Raw genomic sequence first — 16067 nt, forward strand, 5'->3', positions numbered from 1 at the left:
TAGGTGCTTTCTTTTCTGATGGTGTGAAAGCATCACGAGCTTCAAAGTGACTCGCATCGATGGCGACATGTTCATCATTTAGAAAGCCTTCCAACATCGCTGTTTTGATGAGTGTATCGTTCATTTTCTCTAGCACATCTGATTCACTAATGACTTGAATCATGCGTGAATAAGAGCTTTCAGATGGTACGACATCAGACACAAGGAATCCACAGTCGAAACGAAATAAAGGATCATGAACCAAACGTTTGACTAAATCCTTGATAGTTGGAATACGTTCGACAATACGTATAATCAGCGATTGAATCATTGCACCATAATTCAATTCACGTGGTGCACCTTTCAATGTCTTTTTAGAAAACAATTGAAATATAGGCTGAATGTCGATCACACTAAAAATGGCATCATAACGATGGGAACTTTCCATTTCTAATAATTGATGGATGTCAAAAAGAGAAATTTGTTTTACAATAGTCATAGGGTACTCACCTCTTTCGTATGGTTTGTTTGGTTACCTACCATTATAACGAAATTTGGGGAGGTACCCATTTTTTATTGTCTTGAATCCCTTGAAAATCAAGGGGTGAGAATTATGAAATTAACTCTATTAGTAAAATTAAAAAAATAAATTAATTGAAATATTGAAATTTTAAGAAAAATTGTTTAAGATAATTACAATCCTTTAGCATATTAAACAACTGAAGAAATTAATAGTAATTAGATGAATATGGAAGCTTCTGTATGCAATTGATTGTTTGATAAGCCGGGCGTTCATGTGATCGATCAAGCACTAAAGTTTGTTCATGGCAGCAACTTCTTTTTAACGGTTCGAATTTTTTTTAACCATAATCACTAGTATTTCAATAGGAAAAATAAATTATTAGGAGGAATACACATGTCTTTACAATTTGCTTACTGGGCACCAAATGTTAGTGGAGGATTAGTGATTTCCAAAATCCCGCAAAAAACGGGATGGTCCTTTGAAGACAATAAACGTTATGCACAAATCGCCGAAAAGCTTGGATTTGATTATGTATTAATCCAAACCCGGTTTTTGGCAAGCTATGGTGCTGAAAATCAATTGGAGGCGGCAGCTCTTGCATCCGCGTTGGCGGCTTCCACAGAAAAATTAAATCTGATCACGGCTGTATTACCTGGCTTATGGCATCCAGGTGTGATGGCAAAAATTATCTCAACAATCGATCATATCAGTAATGGCCGTGCAGCCATCAACATTGTCAGCGGTTGGTTCAAAGGCGAGTTTAACGCATACGGTGAGCCTTGGTTGGACCATGATGAGCGCTATCGCCGTTCGGAAGAGTTTATTGAAGTATTGCGTGGTCTTTGGACAGAGGAAGAATTTACTTATCGCGGAGACTTCTATCGAATCAATCAGGCTCCTTTAAAGCCGAAACCGGTAAAAACGCCAAAAATCTTCCAAGGAGGAAATTCGAAAGCCGCCAAAGAAATGGCAGGACGTGTATCAGATGTGTACTTCATGAATGGCGGTTCATTGGAAGACATTAAAAAGCAAATCGATGAAGTTAAAGCCCTTCGTGAAGCAAATGGAAAAGGGCAAATTGAATTTGGGGTAAACGGCTTTGTGATCGTTCGTGATACGGAGGAAGAGGCAAAGCAAGTTTTACGTGATATCGTAGAACAAGCAGATCACGAAGCTGTGTTAGGATTTAAAGATTCTGTGAAACATGCCGGCCAATCTACAAATGAAAAAGAAGGTATGTGGGCGAATTCTTCATACGAAGACTTGATCCAATACAATGACGGATTTAAAACCGGATTGATTGGTACAGCGGAGCAAGTTGCAGACCGCATTATTGAATTGAAGAAAATCGGCGTCAACATCGTGTTAACAGGATTCCTGCATTATGACGAAGATCTTCAAGCATTTGGCGAAAAAGTGATTCCATTAGTCAGAGAAAAAGAAGCAAAATTAGAGCTGCAAAATGCGTAATGGGAGAAAGCAAGTACAAGCTCTCAATGGAAAAATGACAGGTTCAGCCACTCTATTGAATATAGGGTGGCTTTTATTTTTGAAACGGTATTTTTTAAGAGCATGAATGGGATTGGATTTAAGGGATCAAAGCATAATGGCGGCTTTTGGAAGGGATTAACGTAAGATTTGTTGTAATCTTTCAGTAAAAAAATAGGAGAGAGGATTGCCATTAGGTTCTTTTAGGAATGGCTACATCTCCCATTTTTTGTCCAGCCACGTTTTCCAGTTTCCATCCGGGATTCGCTTTCCTAATCCTTTATGTATTGGATTGTACATATACACATAGGCTTGAATCCTTTCGCCGGTTTCCAACACAACTTCTTTGATTTCACGAATATAAAGGTTATCCCTTGTTGGTGCATTTTCATCATAATCTTCCAATAGGTCCATCGCTTGCAAAGCCTTTTGAAAATGACGTTCTTTAATGGTAATGACTTCTCCGAACACCGTTGAATTTCCTTCGATCATGCAAGGATATTCGCCGCTGATATGTGAATATAGTTCCACATTTTCAATCGCCGCGTTTTGAATGTTTTCGATTGCATTTTTGGGGATGACATGATGATTGGAACACCCTGTCATCAGTGTGCCGTAGACAAAGAAATTTCGATTCATTGCAATCCCTCCGATTTCATTGTGTCAGGAACAACACTCATTATCAACTGGTAAAAAACAATACTTGAGTCTTTGTAATCTAAAGCCGTTATAAAAACACTTCATTAATCTCCTGGTTTTGATAAAGTTTTCCAGTTTTAAGCTGTAAAGCAACCGCTAAAAAAATCTATTTGCCAAAAACATTTTTAATGAGCGATTAAATCAATTTCACGCCCCAAACAAAAAGGATAGACACACAGGCTCCCCGTGCATCTATCCTTTTCTTTTAACATCTTTATTTACTCTTCCAAGAAATCATTCTTCATCCCCATGAGACTGCATCGCAGCCACCATTTCCACATCTTTCTGACGTTTGAATGAAATGGCCAAAGAGGCGGTTGTAAGCAACATAAAGGCCACCATGTAACCCAATAGGATGAAGTTGTTGTGCCACAAGTAGGAGATATCTCCGCTTGAGATGGCCGCTTTGAAGGCTTGGATTGTATAAGTCATTGGCAATAATGCGTTGATTGGTTGCAAGGCGTTTGGCAACAATTCCATCGGGAACGTTCCGGCACTTGTCGTCAATTGCAAAATCAACACGATGATTGCAATAAATCGGCCAGTGTCGCCCAACAATGTAACAAGCATTTGGATCAACGCCATGAATACGAAGCTGACAATTATGGACGTTAAGATGAATAACGGTAAGTTCTCAACCTCAAGTTTTAATACAACCAACAGAATGAAATCTACCAGTAACGCTTGGATCAAACCGATGATTGCGACAACGCCGAATTTGCTTCCGAACCAGGCGAATGGGTTTTTAGGACGGATCACTGGTCGTTTGAATTCAAAGACGATGGAAAGCATCAATGCTCCGACGAATAGGCCGAGCGACATGAAGTATGGAGAGAAACCTGTACCGTAGTTTGGCACTTCATTGACAGGTTCTTTATCCACAACGACCGGTTCACCCATCATATCATAAGTGTCATCGTTGGCATTCACTGTGCCTGCTTTTTCAGCGCCTTCAGCGAGTTTGTCGGCAAGTTCTGTTGAACCGTCCAATAATTTATCCGCGCCGGATGTCAATTGATTTGCACCGTCAGAAAGTTTTCCTGCGCCATCTTGAAGCTGGCTGGCACCGTCAGATAGTTTGTTCATGCCTGCAGTCAATTCATTGGCGCCATTGTTCAATGCAACGGAACCGTTGTAAAGTTTGCTTACCCCGCTTTGCAATGTTTGTTCACCGGAGTTGATTTGGTCAAGACCGGCAATCAATTGATCAAAGGCTGGGGCAGTTTGGGCTTTCAATTTCTCTTCAATGCCGTCAGCTGAACCAAGCAATTGGTTTGTCAATGACGTTTCAAATTGCGTCAGTCCTTGGTTGAGCCCTTTGCTGATGCCTTCGGATATTTGAGGCTCCAATTGGGCTTGCAATGAAGTTTTATATTGCGCTTCGATTTGTTCTTTCGAAGGTGAATTGCTTGCGACTTTCGCCATAAAGGCATCCGCTTGCGCTTCCGTCATATAGCCGTTTGCCACAAGGGCGGATTTGATTTGCGCCAATGTTTGGGATTGATTTGAAACCGTTTGTTCCGCCAATTGGCCGGATAGACCGTTGACGATTCCGGTTGTCAATTGAGTTGATAATTCGCTGGACAATTGGGTTTCCAATTGGTCGATTCCAGCACTGATGTCTTTAACACTGCCTTTGAGATTTTCTGAAATTCCCGCCGCCACTTGAGCTGGCAGTTGGTCTTTCATTTGTTTGACGCCATTTTTCACTTGGGAAGTTCCATCCACCAGCGCTGGAAGATTATCATTCACTTGTTTTAGGCCATCTTTCAATTGGCCGGCACCGGAGGCGATGGAATTGGAACCGTTGGCAGCAGTGTTCACGCCTTCTTTGAACTCGATCATTTTGGATGCCAATGTGGCAAGATTTTCACTTAATGTTTTGGAACCGTCATCGAGTTTAGCAATCCCATCTTTTAATTGGCTTGCACCGTCACTTGCCTGATTCAAGCCATCCGCCAATTCCGTGATGGAATCAAACATTGTTTCCGCATAAGTTTCAATGATTTTTTTGGAGATTTCCGCTTTCACTTCTTTCATGGCAGATTCTCCGATTTGGGCTGAAAGGAAGTTGGTGCTTTCATTTGGCACATATTTGATTTCCAATTTTTTCGGCTCATCATCGAGGATGGTTGTTGCATTTTCAGAGAAGTTTTCCGGAATTTCCACAAGCAAATAATAATCCCGGTTTTCAAGGCCTTTGTATCCTTCTTCCTTGGAAACCACATGGAATTCAAACTCATCGCTGTCTTCCAGCTTATCGGCGAGTTCTTTCCCGATTTGCAAGTTTTCGCCTTCGAATTCTGCGCCTTCATCTTCATTGACGACCGCAACAGGCAAGTCGTTCAAGTTGGCATATGGATCCCAGAATGCCCAGATGAACATTCCGGCATAAAGCAAAGGTACTAGCGCGACGGCGATCACCGAAATGAGCACTTTTTTGTTTGTAAGAAGGAATTTTAGTTCCGCCAAAAAAGACGATTTTTTCACATTGTTACCCCCTAGAAGTAATGACTATTTTGTTCATTTGGTCATTTTGCAGCAAATATGTAGGGCCCTCCTGAAATTGAGTCCCTTCAATGAAAAGTTATTTCGATAATCCTTCAAAGAAATATAATTTAAACAAATCGGACATTTCTTCCTTGTCCAAAGGCGGGTGATGTTGTTCCCAATCAAATATTAAGGCCACATAAGTTTTCAGCATGACAAAGGCGGTGATTTCCGGATTGCATTCTTTGATTTCACCACGGTCAATGGCATCCTGAATAATCCCTTTCATGTAGTCAATGATGGCTTGCTCCACCCGCTGAATGACATCCACAACCGCTTTTGTTCCAATTTCTCTCTCTTCTTGGAAAAGCTTGATCGTGAGCTGATGGGATTTCCGGAATTCCAAAAGCCTTATCAGAACACGATGGATGTTTTCATCAAAGCGGCTATTTGGATCGATGGCGTTTTCCGCTTCGGCCTTCATGTCCCGGATCAGGGAAGTGACAATTTCATCCAGAATTTCTTCTTTGCTTTTGAAGAATGTATAAATGGTTCCTTTGCCGACATTGGCCAGTTTCGCCACCTGATCCATCGTTGTCGCCTTATAGCCAAATAAGGAGAAGGATTTTTTCGCAGCTTCCAGGATTAATTGTTTTCGGTCGATCGCCATTGGATTCACCTCCATTAATCAAAAACTGACCAAATGACAAAATTGGTCATTTGTTTCACGTAATGTACTATACTACAATCAATCAAATTTATCAACCAAAATAAACGGTTTTTAACGTTTATTTAGTGGATATTCTTTTAGAGGGAACAAACACTAAAGAGGAATCAAATTCTACTGAATAAAAAAAGACGCTTGAAAACGTCCTTTGACTGGTGTTAGAAAAAGATATTGCGCAATCTCATGACACGGGAAAAAAATCGGGCATCCTTTGCCATTTTTCCAAAGTATGGATGCTGGTAAGGGGCAAGACATTGTTGGAACAGATCATCACAAAATCTTGATGGTCCATACATTCGGTAACAGTAATCGTGTTGCATGCAGCAATAGTCGACAGGATTTGTCGGGGCACCCGGACCAGAACAGCCTGGTCCGCAATAACGGTAACCGGGATAGCAAATGCCGAATAAAGATTTTCGTGGTTGCATCATTTTCAACCCTCCCTTTCCAATAAAATTTGTTTATTTATAATATGTAGTTTTTGCAGGAATGGGGAGGGCACAAATGGAGTTCCTTCCACCCATTCCGCTTATCAAACGAAATTGGACCGGGACGACGGATGGGCTTGTGAAAGATAAAACCACTCATGATGAGTGGTTTTTCTTTCGTATGGGGCCATCATTTCAGCCCTTTGTAAATTGCAGCCAAACGCTCTTCCATCTTCTCCCAACAATAATGGTTTTTCATCGCTTCCCGTGCGTTTTTACTCATCCGGGCAAGCATTTTCCGATCTTTATATAAGCGTAAAAACTGTTCAACATATTCTTCGGCGGTTGGATCGTCTTTATCTATCACGATGCCGCATTGATGTTTCTCAATGATATTTTTCATGTCCATTGCCCGATTCACTACGACAGGGATGCCGTTATTCAAAAAGCTGAAAAACTTGTTGGGCAAGGCGTATTTTTTGTTTATATTCCTGATATCAAAGTAAATATAACCTGCATGGACTTGATTCAATTCTTTGGGCAGGTTTTCATATTCCACCCATTTGCAATGGATTGCAGGATGACCGCTGATCAATTTCTTTTCATTATACGAAATGGTCGGATCGATATAGCCGATAATATCGAATCGGAAATTTTTCATCGAATTTTTGCAAAGATCGGCGATTTGTAATATTTTTTTCGGATTCCCTTTTTGATACTGCACAACGCCTTCATAGGCAATGACAAAGGAGTTCTGAAAATGTTCATCCTTTGGCAATTCCTGCTGGTATAAAGGGGAGTTGTAGATGACGGTGACGGGCACGCTTGGATATCTTCGTTGATAAATATTTTTAATGGAATCGGAAACGGTTATGAGATGATCCACTTCCTTCATCAATAATCTCAGCAATTTGCTGTTTTGCTCCAGCTCATGGGCGTCATAGATCACTTTTACGTTTTTCCCTTTTTTTCGGAGAACTTTTTTAATCTGTACGGCTTCATACAACGTGTGCAATTCATGGGCGTGATAAATGTCGGCTTCGACAGCCAACGCCCGTTCATACAACTTGTCAACAAAATAATTTTGCGTATCCATTTCCAAATTGTTGACCATTTTGCCAATATGGGGATCATACATATTTTTGATGTCATAGGTTAAAAACTTGATGCCTTTATATTCAAATTGGTCTTGATTAAAAGTTGGATCTTTGATTCTTTTCAGATTCGGTTCAAAAACGGCACCGTTCGTTTTTCCGGCCACAATGGTGACATCGTATCCCAATTTTTTCAGACTGATCGCTTCCTTTTCAAAGACGCGGATATCTTTGAAAGAATGTTTCCTGATCAATTTGCAAACTTTCATCCGGATTCCTCCAAAAATCTATTTCATTTCATCATCCTATGCTATGTTTCATCTTCCATAAGAGCTGATTCATTTTCCTAATATTTCAATAAAAAATAGAGAGTCACAACATTTGCAGCTAGACATAAGATAGTTTAGAAACTCATTTTCCGGAAAGGTGGATCTTGGTTGAAACTGGTCACCATTGTCGGCGCACGTCCGCAATTTATCAAATCCGCCCCGTTTTCAGATATGTTTCGGAAGGGGCATAAAGAAATCATCATCCATACGGGGCAACATTACGATGAAAATATGTCTGACATCTTCTTCCAAGAACTTGCGATTCCGAAACCGGACTATTTTTTGGGTGTCGGTTCCGGCAGTCATGGGTATCAGACGGGGAGGATGATTGAAAAAATCGAGCAGGTGCTTTTGAAAGAAAAGCCGGACGGGGTGCTTGTTTACGGAGATACAAATTCCACGTTGGCAGGTGCTCTGGCGGCAAGCAAATTGCATATTCCTGTTTTCCATGTGGAAGCGGGGTTGAGGAGCTACAATAAACAAATGCCGGAAGAACAAAACCGGATATTGACGGACCATATTTCGGATCTGTTATTCTGTCCGACAAAAACGGCCGTGGAGAATTTGAAAAGGGAAGGGATCTTGGACGGGGTCCTGTTGACGGGGGATATCATGGCCGATGCGGTCAATCGGTTCATGAATCTTTCAAATAAGTTTTATTCAAATGGAAAATGGCTGGAAGTGTTGAAAGCCGATAATCCGCATCTGCCTCAATTAAAGGAAAAAGAATATTATCTTGCCACGGTTCATCGGGCGGAAAACACCGACGATTTGATGAAGTTGAAATGCATTTTCACCGCGCTTGAAATGTTGGATCAACCCGTTCTTGTCCCGCTGCATCCAAGAACACGAAAATTGGTGGGGGAGTTGAACATTTCGTTTGAAAATGTGATCATCATTCAGCCGGTGGGTTATTTGCTGATGTTGCATTTGACAAAAAACGCTTATATGGTTGTCACCGATTCCGGCGGCCTACAAAAAGAAGCCTATCTATTGAAAACCCCATGCACCACGTTGAGGAATGAGACGGAATGGATTGAAACGTTGGAAAATGGCTGGAATTGTCTATGCCCCATCAACATCCAGTCGATTCTGGAAAAGGCCTCGCGGAATTTGGACTCACTGAATGAAACGCAACCTCAGGTGTTCGGGGATGGAAAGGCGGCACTCCGCATATGCCAGGCAATTGTTGAACGGTATGCATAAGACCTTTTCATCAGAAGGGGCGCCTTCTAGTTCAATTTTGAAGATGGCCGTATATTTAGATGCAGATATGAAACTGGCTTTGATATAGAAAAAAGGAGAATGGAAGTGAAATCAGATTCTCCTTTTTTATTAATTCTTATGTTCATTTTTGTCGTCTTTACTTATTGGTTCTTCGGATTCCTTATATTCGGAATTTGATTCTTGAATGATCTTTGCCATTTTTTCTAATATTCTATTGGTTTCCGAAGCATCAATTCCCCTTCTTACAGCGGTTTCAATAATTACATATTGGGCAAACAGCAGGAAAAAAATCATCAAAATGAGAAATGTTAAATTTATTTCCAATAGATCCGAACCTCCGTCTGTTTAACTGATAATACGATTATATAATATGTTTAATATTAGTTAAATTGGTAAATATATGGTAATTTCGTTTTTTTACTTTTCAAAATTCTGAATGTGCACTTGTTTGGTCATGTGGCAATTGTGACCGAGTTTTATTATTGCATTCTCTGTATGATTATCTATCACTTGTTTGATCGGGCATTGAATTCATCTCCTTCTATATGTAAAACCGATTTAAAAGTTGATTTTCTCGTATTCCAAACATTCAAGTCACAAAAAACGGAAATACTATGAAAATCAAATTCCTATGAATATGGTGAAAACCTTGATATAATTGTATTTACCAAAAAATATAAAGGGGTGCGAAACGATGAATGCTTATGAAGAATATATGAAAGCCATCGTCCAACCGATGCGTCAGGAATTGGTGGATGCCGGATTTACAGAATTGACAACGGCGGATGAAGTGCATGAGTTTATGGCAACGACAAAGGGAGTTTCTCTTGTGGTGATCAACTCGGTATGCGGCTGTGCTGCGGGAAGCGCTAGACCGGCAGTTCGGGAAGCCATCAAAGAAATCAAACCGGATCATTTAGTGACGGTGTTTGCGGGACAAGACCGTGAAGCGACTGCCGCGATGCGTTCCTATTTTGAAGAGATTCCGCCAAGCTCTCCATCCATTGCCATTTTGCGTGATGGCCAATTGGAATACTTCATTCCAAGAGAACAAATCGAAGGGTATGAAGTGGGACAAATCCGTGACCATATCGTGGGCGTGTTGAAACAGGCATGCGGCGCGTAATCGTCACGACAGCGGGGAGACCTGATGAGGAATCTTTCCAACTGGCAAAACTAGTGAGTGAGGAATTAAATCTACAAGTTGTACCCAGAAAGAAACGTTCAGTGGCCAAATTGAGCGAAATCTATGATGCCAATGTGATCGTCGCCGGAAAAAACCGGTTGGAGTATTATGGGAAAGGCTCTTCTACGCCTTTCTTTTTTCATCCCGACACGGCGGCTTTCCGTTTGAAGCGGTTGCAAAGAGGGGAAACGGAACCTTTTTTGGAAGCTTGTGCGTTGCAAAACGGCGATTCCTTTCTTGATTGTACATTAGGGGTCGGCTCGGACTCCATCGTCGCATCTTACGCGGTTGGGGAAAAGGGCAGAGTGGCCGGCCTGGAAGTCGATCCCGTTATCGCCTATATCGTCCGCCGGGGATTGAAGGAATATGAAACGGCGGATTCCGATTTGAAACAGGCGATGGAGCGGATTCAGGTCATTCATGGGGAAGCTGTCGGATTTTTGAAGCGGCAACCGGATGAATCCTTTGATGTCGTCTATCTGGATCCGATGTTCGAACAGTTAATAGAAGAATCCATCAACTTTGAATCGTTACGGGAAGTGGGCAGCCACCATCCATTGACGGAGGAATGGGTGAGGGAAGCCTACCGTGTGGCGAAGAAGCGGGTTGTGTTGAAAGCCCATTTCCGTTCCACCCATTTTGAAGACTTCGGTTTTGAGCGGAAGGTGCGCCTCACATCGAAGTTTCATTTTGGGGTGTTGGGAAAATAGATGTATTGTGATTGAAAAAGAGCGGAGGAATTCATTCGCTCTTTTTTATTTCGGATGGTTTCTTGTGGGATGAATGATTTGGCGTAGGAGGATTTTTATGGGGGAATGAACACTGTTTTGGTGCGGATGGATAGGCTTTTAGTGCAGATACAACTTTTTGTACGCTAGCAAGTTTTGCGCAGATACAACTTTCATGGAGCGGTTGATTTATCCCATCCCATATGCAGATAAAGGGACAACATGCGTGAATAGAGCACCGACTTGCTCGGATGGCTATCCCGCTTGCTCGGATAAAGTGTCCGCTTGCTCGGATAAAGTGACCGCTTGCTCGGATAACCCCTCAACTCGTCCGTATAGATATTTGACGTGCTTGGATAAAGCACAACCTCGCTCAGATAGGTGTTCCCCTTGAACAGTTGGAACACCACATTCGCAATTAATCCCCATGTTACACGCTCAACCTCGCACAGAATCCTCCATCTCATAATAAAAAACGCCTTAGTTACGACCACTCAAAACTAAGGCATTGTGGAAGTTATTCTATTTCTTCCTCCGTCTCCTTCAACCGATCCAACACTCTTCTTTTCCGGTACAACATGTTTCCCGTTTCGGCAATGGTTTCAATCATGCCTTTATTGGCAAAGGCGCCGAACACAATGCCGGCAATCGGAATCGCTTGGAAAAACTTTTTCCAGCCGAATTGATCCCGGAAAGAATAAAATACTTCCTGCCATCCTTTCAACTGCTGAATCATGTCAGTGGAAGCTTTATGTTCATTCCCTTTCCATAAATCCTTCAAAATCGCTTCCTTTCCGACGATGTCCGCATTGGCGAACTGCAGACATTTCACGATGAAAATGCGTTCCCTTTTATCATTTGGATCGTATCCGTAAATCATGGCAATCTCCTGCAGCGTTTTCAAAGAGATTCCCAAAATCACCGGGATATCGACAACAAGTGTGAATAATCCGCCGACTCCGGTGGAAGCCCCTTGCACCGTTGCGATTGCAGCCCGGTTTTTCCCAAGTTGTTCCGTAATTTCCATCATGTCGTCTATCGGCAATTTTTTTATCTCTTCGATCGACTGAATATTTTTATATGATGAAAACTTGTTGATCCTTTTGATGATGGCCTGCTCGCTGACCAAATATCGCCCGCCTGTTTGGATGTAGCTTCCCAACTCATCCACCAATTTTCCAATTGTCCGCTGAATGGATTTCGGCGTCAACTTGTCCAAAATTTTAAAGGGGATTCTGCCGAGCTTTTCCCAGAAAAATAAATCTTTTTGATTCTTTTCCCAAGCTTCAATTTCTTTCAAATAGCCCAACAATTGCTCTTGTGTCTCCAACGTTCATTCTCCTATCGTTATTTTGCTTTCTACTTTATACGGGCCCCATAGTAAAAAGTTTCGCCCAACTTTAAAGGAATCATGACGGAAATAAAGAATATTAAAATTGGGGGAGTGATAGAATGGTGAAGATTTTTGTGACAAGCAAAATCAGTGATTCAGCACTTAATATATTAAAATCTGTCGGGGAAGTGGAAGTTTGGGAGAAGGAAGAGACGCTGAACGGACAAGCTTTATTGGATAAAATTCAAGATCATGATGCGGTGCTGACAATGGTGAACAATTTCATCACAGATGACATCCTCCAAAACGCACCGAAATTGAAAGTGATCGGAAATTGCGGCGTCGGCTACAACAACATCGATATCGCTTCCGCGGAAAAGCATGGCGTGATTGTGACAAACACACCGGACGTATTGAATGATGCCACAGCCGATTTGACTTGGGCATTGATTCTTGGCATTGCCAGAAGAATCGTGGAAGCGGACAAGTTCGTGCGGGAAGGGAAGTTTACGGGATGGCTGCCCCATTTGTTCATCGGCAATCTGGTCTACGGCAAAAAGCTCGGCATCATCGGACTCGGGAGAATCGGCACCGCTGTTTGCGAAAGGGCAAAAGGATTCAATATGGATGTTTACTATTATAATCGCAACCGCCTTCCGATTGAAAAGGAACAAGCGTTGAACGCAACCTATGCAGACTTGGATCGTTTGCTCCGGGAATGCGACTATATCACCATCCATGCTCCGTTGAACGAAGAATCCCACCATTTGATTGGGCGGGATGAATTGAATCTCATGAAACAGGATGCGTATTTGATTAACACATCCCGTGGGCCGCTTGTGGATGAACAGGCATTGTACGAACATTTGAAAGCAGGGAAGATTGCCGGTGCTGCCCTTGATGTGTATGAACATGAGCCGAAAATTGTGGAAGGGCTGTTGGAACTGGATAATGTCATTCTGCTTCCGCATATCGGCAGCGCCACTTTGGAAACGAGAGCCCAAATGGCGGAACTTGCTGCAAAGAATATCGCCAATGTCCTTACAGGCAAAGAGCCGATTACCCCTGTGACGAAAGGTTGGAGAAAATGAAAATTTTAGTGGCGCCGGATTCGTTTAAAGGATCCCTTTCTTCCATTGAACTGTGCAAAACGATTCGCCAAGGCATCGAAAACGTCATGGATGCGGAAGTTTTGGAAGTGCCGATTTCAGACGGAGGAGAAGGGTTTCTCGAAAGCATTTGTTCGGTCCTTCCATTTCAAATAGAACAGGTAAACGTCAAAAATCCTTTGGGAAGAACGATTCGTGCGAAAATGGCGATTGACCCATTGCAACGTACAGCTTTCATTGAAATGGCAAAAAGTACAGGATTAACCCTTGTGCCAGAGGAGGAAAGGAATCCGTACCAATCTTTCAGCCATGGGGTGGGAGATTTCATTTTGCACGGCCTGGACAAAGGTTGCCGCACCTTCATCATCGGACTGGGCGGCACTGCGACAAATGATGCGGGGGTCGGAATGCTTTCCGCCCTGGGAGTCCTTTTCCGGGGTGAAGCCGGAAAGCAAGTCCAAATTGAATCCTTGAGAGATATAGGGAAGATCGCCTCCCTTGATTTGCGGAAGGTGGACGAGCGGCTGTTTGAATGTGAATTCATTTTGGCGACCGATGTGAACAATCCCCTTTGCGGTGAGAGGGGAGCGACCCATGTATTCGGCCCACAAAAGGGAATTGAACACGTGCAGGAGATCGATGCCATTTTGCGCCATTACGGAACCGTGCTGGAAAAACAATTTCATCGGGAGTTGAAGAATCGGGAAGGTGCCGGTGCAGCCGGGGGAATCCCGGTATCCTTTATGGCCCTCTTTGACACCAAAATCCGGCAGGGAATTGATATTTTGATTGAGACGTTGCAATTAGAAAGGCTGCTGCCTTCGACGGATTTCATCATCACAGGAGAAGGGAAGCTGGATAAACAAACCTTCAACGGAAAAGTGATCAAAGGGATTTGCGATTTTGCCAAACCTTATCATATTCCAGTCGTTGCAATTTGTGGTACCATTGAATTATCGAGAAAAGAATTGAAAGAGTTGGGATTGGCCGCGGCTTTTTCCATCTGCAAAGGGCCAGCCGCATTGGAAGAAACGATGGAGAATGCCCGGCAACTGGTCGGAGAATTGGCTGAGAATATTGCGGAGTTGATAAAAAGATAGAAAATAGAAAAGCACTGCCTTGATACATCAATGCAGTGCCTATTTCGAAAAAAATAAAAAGCCACAAACCGTAGCTTTTTATTCAGCGAAACAGAATGAAATTAAGTATACTAAATATAAAATAAATCCGATTGCAATTGTAATCGAGGCCATGCTTATCCCTCCTTAAAAAAACAATGGTCAATCCCTAACATATTTTACTATGAAAAAATAAATTAGGAAACCTTTTTCATGAAAAATCGTAAGTAATTGATAGATTGGACAAAAGTGGGTGAAGCGATTGAAAAAGTGGTGGCAAAAAACGCTCGTATTTTTAGTGGCGTTACTGACATTGGGGATCATTCCTCCGAACCATTCCATTTGGGATCATCTCGAAAATGGACAAGATTCGAACCGGGCACAAAGCGCCAATTATAAAAACATTGGTGTTGCCGAAGAAACCGTAGAATCGTTCGCCGATGAAAACACGGAAACGGTTGACCCGATTGATTCCATCCTTCAGTTGGCAAAGGAACAGTCTTACATAAAATTTGGTTCAAAAATTGCCCCGGTCATTGAAGATGAATTTGAACAACGCATTTTTCCAACGATCGAACAAATTATTTCATCCGCTTTGGCAAATTTGGACGATGAGACAAAACGATATTTAACCATCAGCGGGAAGCCGGGGGGAAATTATTCCGAGAGGATCTTTCATATTGCGGATGGCCGTAGCGGACAAGATTTGCTCCGATTCCATGTGCGCACCGAAAAACGGCCGCTTGAAGGATACTACTACAATTTCCATTACCACACTTATGAAGATCAATTTGCTTCACACCATACGATCGGGGATATCTACTATTCAAAAGACACCCCTCCGAAGTGGTTGTCCTAATATTTGATGATGCTATTCTTTCCCATCGAGCACTGCTCCAAAATCGCGGTTATACCGGAGATTCGATATTCTGCCACCATCAATATGGTGGTTTTTTTATGGAATTTAGCATGACATAATACCTAAAAGCAATACTGTTGTTATATATCATTTTTCTTAAATTTGGTATTGAAAATAAATCCATTTTACCTTTATAATTGGATATGTTGGGAGGTAAAGTGGTAATGGATATCAAAAAATTGATTCTCTGCATCAATGGGGCGGTCGATGCATTGGAATATGCAACCGCCAGAAAATACATTGAACAGAATTTGGATATTGTGGACGAAAATCGCCATTTGCTCAACAGCAACGCAAGAGAGATTTTGCAGTTTGTGAAGGACAATCTCGGTTCTTCTGAACAGCCGTTAACGAAAAAGGAAATGAACATAATCACCGTGATCAATACATACGCGAAAAAATTGGATGTCCGCGGTTTAAAATTATATTTGAAGGAAAAAGAGAAAGAGCAATTGTTGCAAAGAAAGAACGTATTAAACATTTTGAATGCGGATGCGAAAATTCTATTGACAAGTTTGGGATTTATCAAAGGAAAAGAAATCGTCAATAATTAATGGAACATGAAAAAAGGGGCTGTCCGAAAAGTCGATTGAATCGACCTTGGGCTCAGCCCTTTTTTCTGTTTTTAGTGTACAAAAAAATCGTCCTTTTTTATAGAATGAAATTGACCAAAAAACATTCCATAGAAAG

General features: G+C 41.9%; 17 protein-coding genes. 8 read left to right on the plus strand and 9 right to left on the minus strand.

What is annotated here, in order from left to right; genetic code table 11:
* A partial coding sequence (locus ACFPOH_RS06520) for a transposase (RefSeq protein WP_390309106.1) occupies window positions 1-478 on the minus strand: 478 nt, incomplete at its 3' end.
* 417 nt (window positions 479-895) lie between these two features.
* On the opposite strand from ACFPOH_RS06520, the gene sfnG reads away from it, so the two are divergent.
* Window positions 896-1972 carry a dimethylsulfone monooxygenase SfnG gene (gene sfnG, locus ACFPOH_RS06525; RefSeq protein WP_342581464.1) on the plus strand — a complete coding sequence of 359 codons (1077 nt, stop codon included), beginning with the start codon at window positions 896-898 and terminating at the stop codon, window positions 1970-1972.
* Between the two features lie 231 nt (window positions 1973-2203).
* On the opposite strand, the gene ACFPOH_RS06530 is transcribed toward sfnG, so the two are convergent.
* The 5 genes from ACFPOH_RS06530 to ACFPOH_RS06550 form a co-directional block, all read right to left on the minus strand.
* Complete coding sequence (locus tag ACFPOH_RS06530) at window positions 2204-2629, minus strand: gamma-glutamylcyclotransferase family protein (RefSeq protein ID WP_390309107.1); 426 nt, start codon at window positions 2627-2629, stop codon at window positions 2204-2206.
* Window positions 2630-2923: 294 nt separating this feature from the next.
* Window positions 2924-5179, minus strand: a complete 2256-nt coding sequence (locus ACFPOH_RS06535) for a YhgE/Pip family protein (protein WP_390309109.1) — start codon at window positions 5177-5179, stop codon at window positions 2924-2926.
* A gap of 97 nt (window positions 5180-5276) precedes the next feature.
* A complete protein-coding gene (locus tag ACFPOH_RS06540; RefSeq protein ID WP_342469313.1) occupies window positions 5277-5849 on the minus strand; it encodes a TetR/AcrR family transcriptional regulator in 573 nt (190 codons plus the stop codon).
* Window positions 5850-6064: 215 nt separating this feature from the next.
* Window positions 6065-6337 carry a Parvovirus coat protein VP1-like protein gene (locus ACFPOH_RS06545; protein WP_390309111.1) on the minus strand — a complete coding sequence of 91 codons (273 nt, stop codon included), beginning with the start codon at window positions 6335-6337 and terminating at the stop codon, window positions 6065-6067.
* 187 nt (window positions 6338-6524) lie between these two features.
* Window positions 6525-7697 carry a glycosyltransferase gene (locus tag ACFPOH_RS06550; RefSeq protein ID WP_390309114.1) on the minus strand — a complete coding sequence of 391 codons (1173 nt, stop codon included), beginning with the start codon at window positions 7695-7697 and terminating at the stop codon, window positions 6525-6527.
* A 168-nt stretch (window positions 7698-7865) separates the two neighbouring features.
* On the opposite strand from ACFPOH_RS06550, the gene wecB reads away from it, so the two are divergent.
* Window positions 7866-8963 carry a non-hydrolyzing UDP-N-acetylglucosamine 2-epimerase gene (gene wecB / locus ACFPOH_RS06555; protein WP_390309116.1) on the plus strand — a complete coding sequence of 366 codons (1098 nt, stop codon included), beginning with the start codon at window positions 7866-7868 and terminating at the stop codon, window positions 8961-8963.
* A 129-nt stretch (window positions 8964-9092) separates the two neighbouring features.
* Here wecB and ACFPOH_RS06560 read toward each other — a convergent pair whose 3' ends face one another.
* On the minus strand, window positions 9093-9308 hold the full coding sequence (locus tag ACFPOH_RS06560) for a hypothetical protein (RefSeq protein ID WP_342469318.1): 216 nt from the start codon (window positions 9306-9308) through the stop codon (window positions 9093-9095).
* Window positions 9309-9678: 370 nt separating this feature from the next.
* Here ACFPOH_RS06560 and ACFPOH_RS06565 point away from each other — a divergent pair, with 370 nt between their 5' ends.
* Entirely contained in the window at window positions 9679-10110 is a 432-nt protein-coding gene (locus tag ACFPOH_RS06565) for a BrxA/BrxB family bacilliredoxin (RefSeq protein ID WP_342469319.1), read from the plus strand.
* On the plus strand, window positions 10098-10880 hold the full coding sequence (locus ACFPOH_RS06570; RefSeq protein ID WP_342581462.1) for a class I SAM-dependent methyltransferase: 783 nt from the start codon (window positions 10098-10100) through the stop codon (window positions 10878-10880). The genes ACFPOH_RS06565 and ACFPOH_RS06570 overlap by 13 nt, the downstream gene beginning before the upstream one ends.
* Window positions 10881-11153: 273 nt before the next feature.
* Here ACFPOH_RS06570 and ACFPOH_RS06575 read toward each other — a convergent pair whose 3' ends face one another.
* Window positions 11154-11327 (minus strand): hypothetical protein, encoded by a 174-nt coding sequence (locus tag ACFPOH_RS06575; RefSeq protein ID WP_390309119.1) that lies wholly within the window; start codon window positions 11325-11327, stop codon window positions 11154-11156.
* Between the two features lie 88 nt (window positions 11328-11415).
* Window positions 11416-12228: an EcsC family protein gene (locus ACFPOH_RS06580; RefSeq protein WP_390309121.1), complete on the minus strand. Its 813-nt coding sequence runs from the start codon at window positions 12226-12228 to the stop codon at window positions 11416-11418.
* Window positions 12229-12350: 122 nt separating this feature from the next.
* Here ACFPOH_RS06580 and ACFPOH_RS06585 point away from each other — a divergent pair, with 122 nt between their 5' ends.
* The 4 genes from ACFPOH_RS06585 (at window position 12351) to ACFPOH_RS06600 (ending at window position 15931) form a co-directional block, all read left to right on the plus strand.
* On the plus strand, window positions 12351-13322 hold the full coding sequence (locus ACFPOH_RS06585; RefSeq protein ID WP_390309123.1) for a 2-hydroxyacid dehydrogenase: 972 nt from the start codon (window positions 12351-12353) through the stop codon (window positions 13320-13322).
* Window positions 13319-14440 (plus strand): glycerate kinase, encoded by a 1122-nt coding sequence (locus ACFPOH_RS06590; RefSeq protein WP_390309126.1) that lies wholly within the window; start codon window positions 13319-13321, stop codon window positions 14438-14440. The genes ACFPOH_RS06585 and ACFPOH_RS06590 overlap by 4 nt, the downstream gene beginning before the upstream one ends.
* Window positions 14441-14711: 271 nt before the next feature.
* Entirely contained in the window at window positions 14712-15317 is a 606-nt protein-coding gene (locus tag ACFPOH_RS06595; RefSeq protein ID WP_342469324.1) for a YpjP family protein, read from the plus strand.
* Between the two features lie 224 nt (window positions 15318-15541).
* Window positions 15542-15931, plus strand: a complete 390-nt coding sequence (locus ACFPOH_RS06600) for a hypothetical protein (protein WP_342469325.1) — start codon at window positions 15542-15544, stop codon at window positions 15929-15931.
* Window positions 15932-16067: the final 136 nt, after the last annotated feature.

Source organism: Ureibacillus suwonensis (assembly GCF_042655065.1).
Classification (GTDB): Bacteria; Bacillota; Bacilli; order Bacillales_A; family Planococcaceae; genus Ureibacillus; species Ureibacillus suwonensis.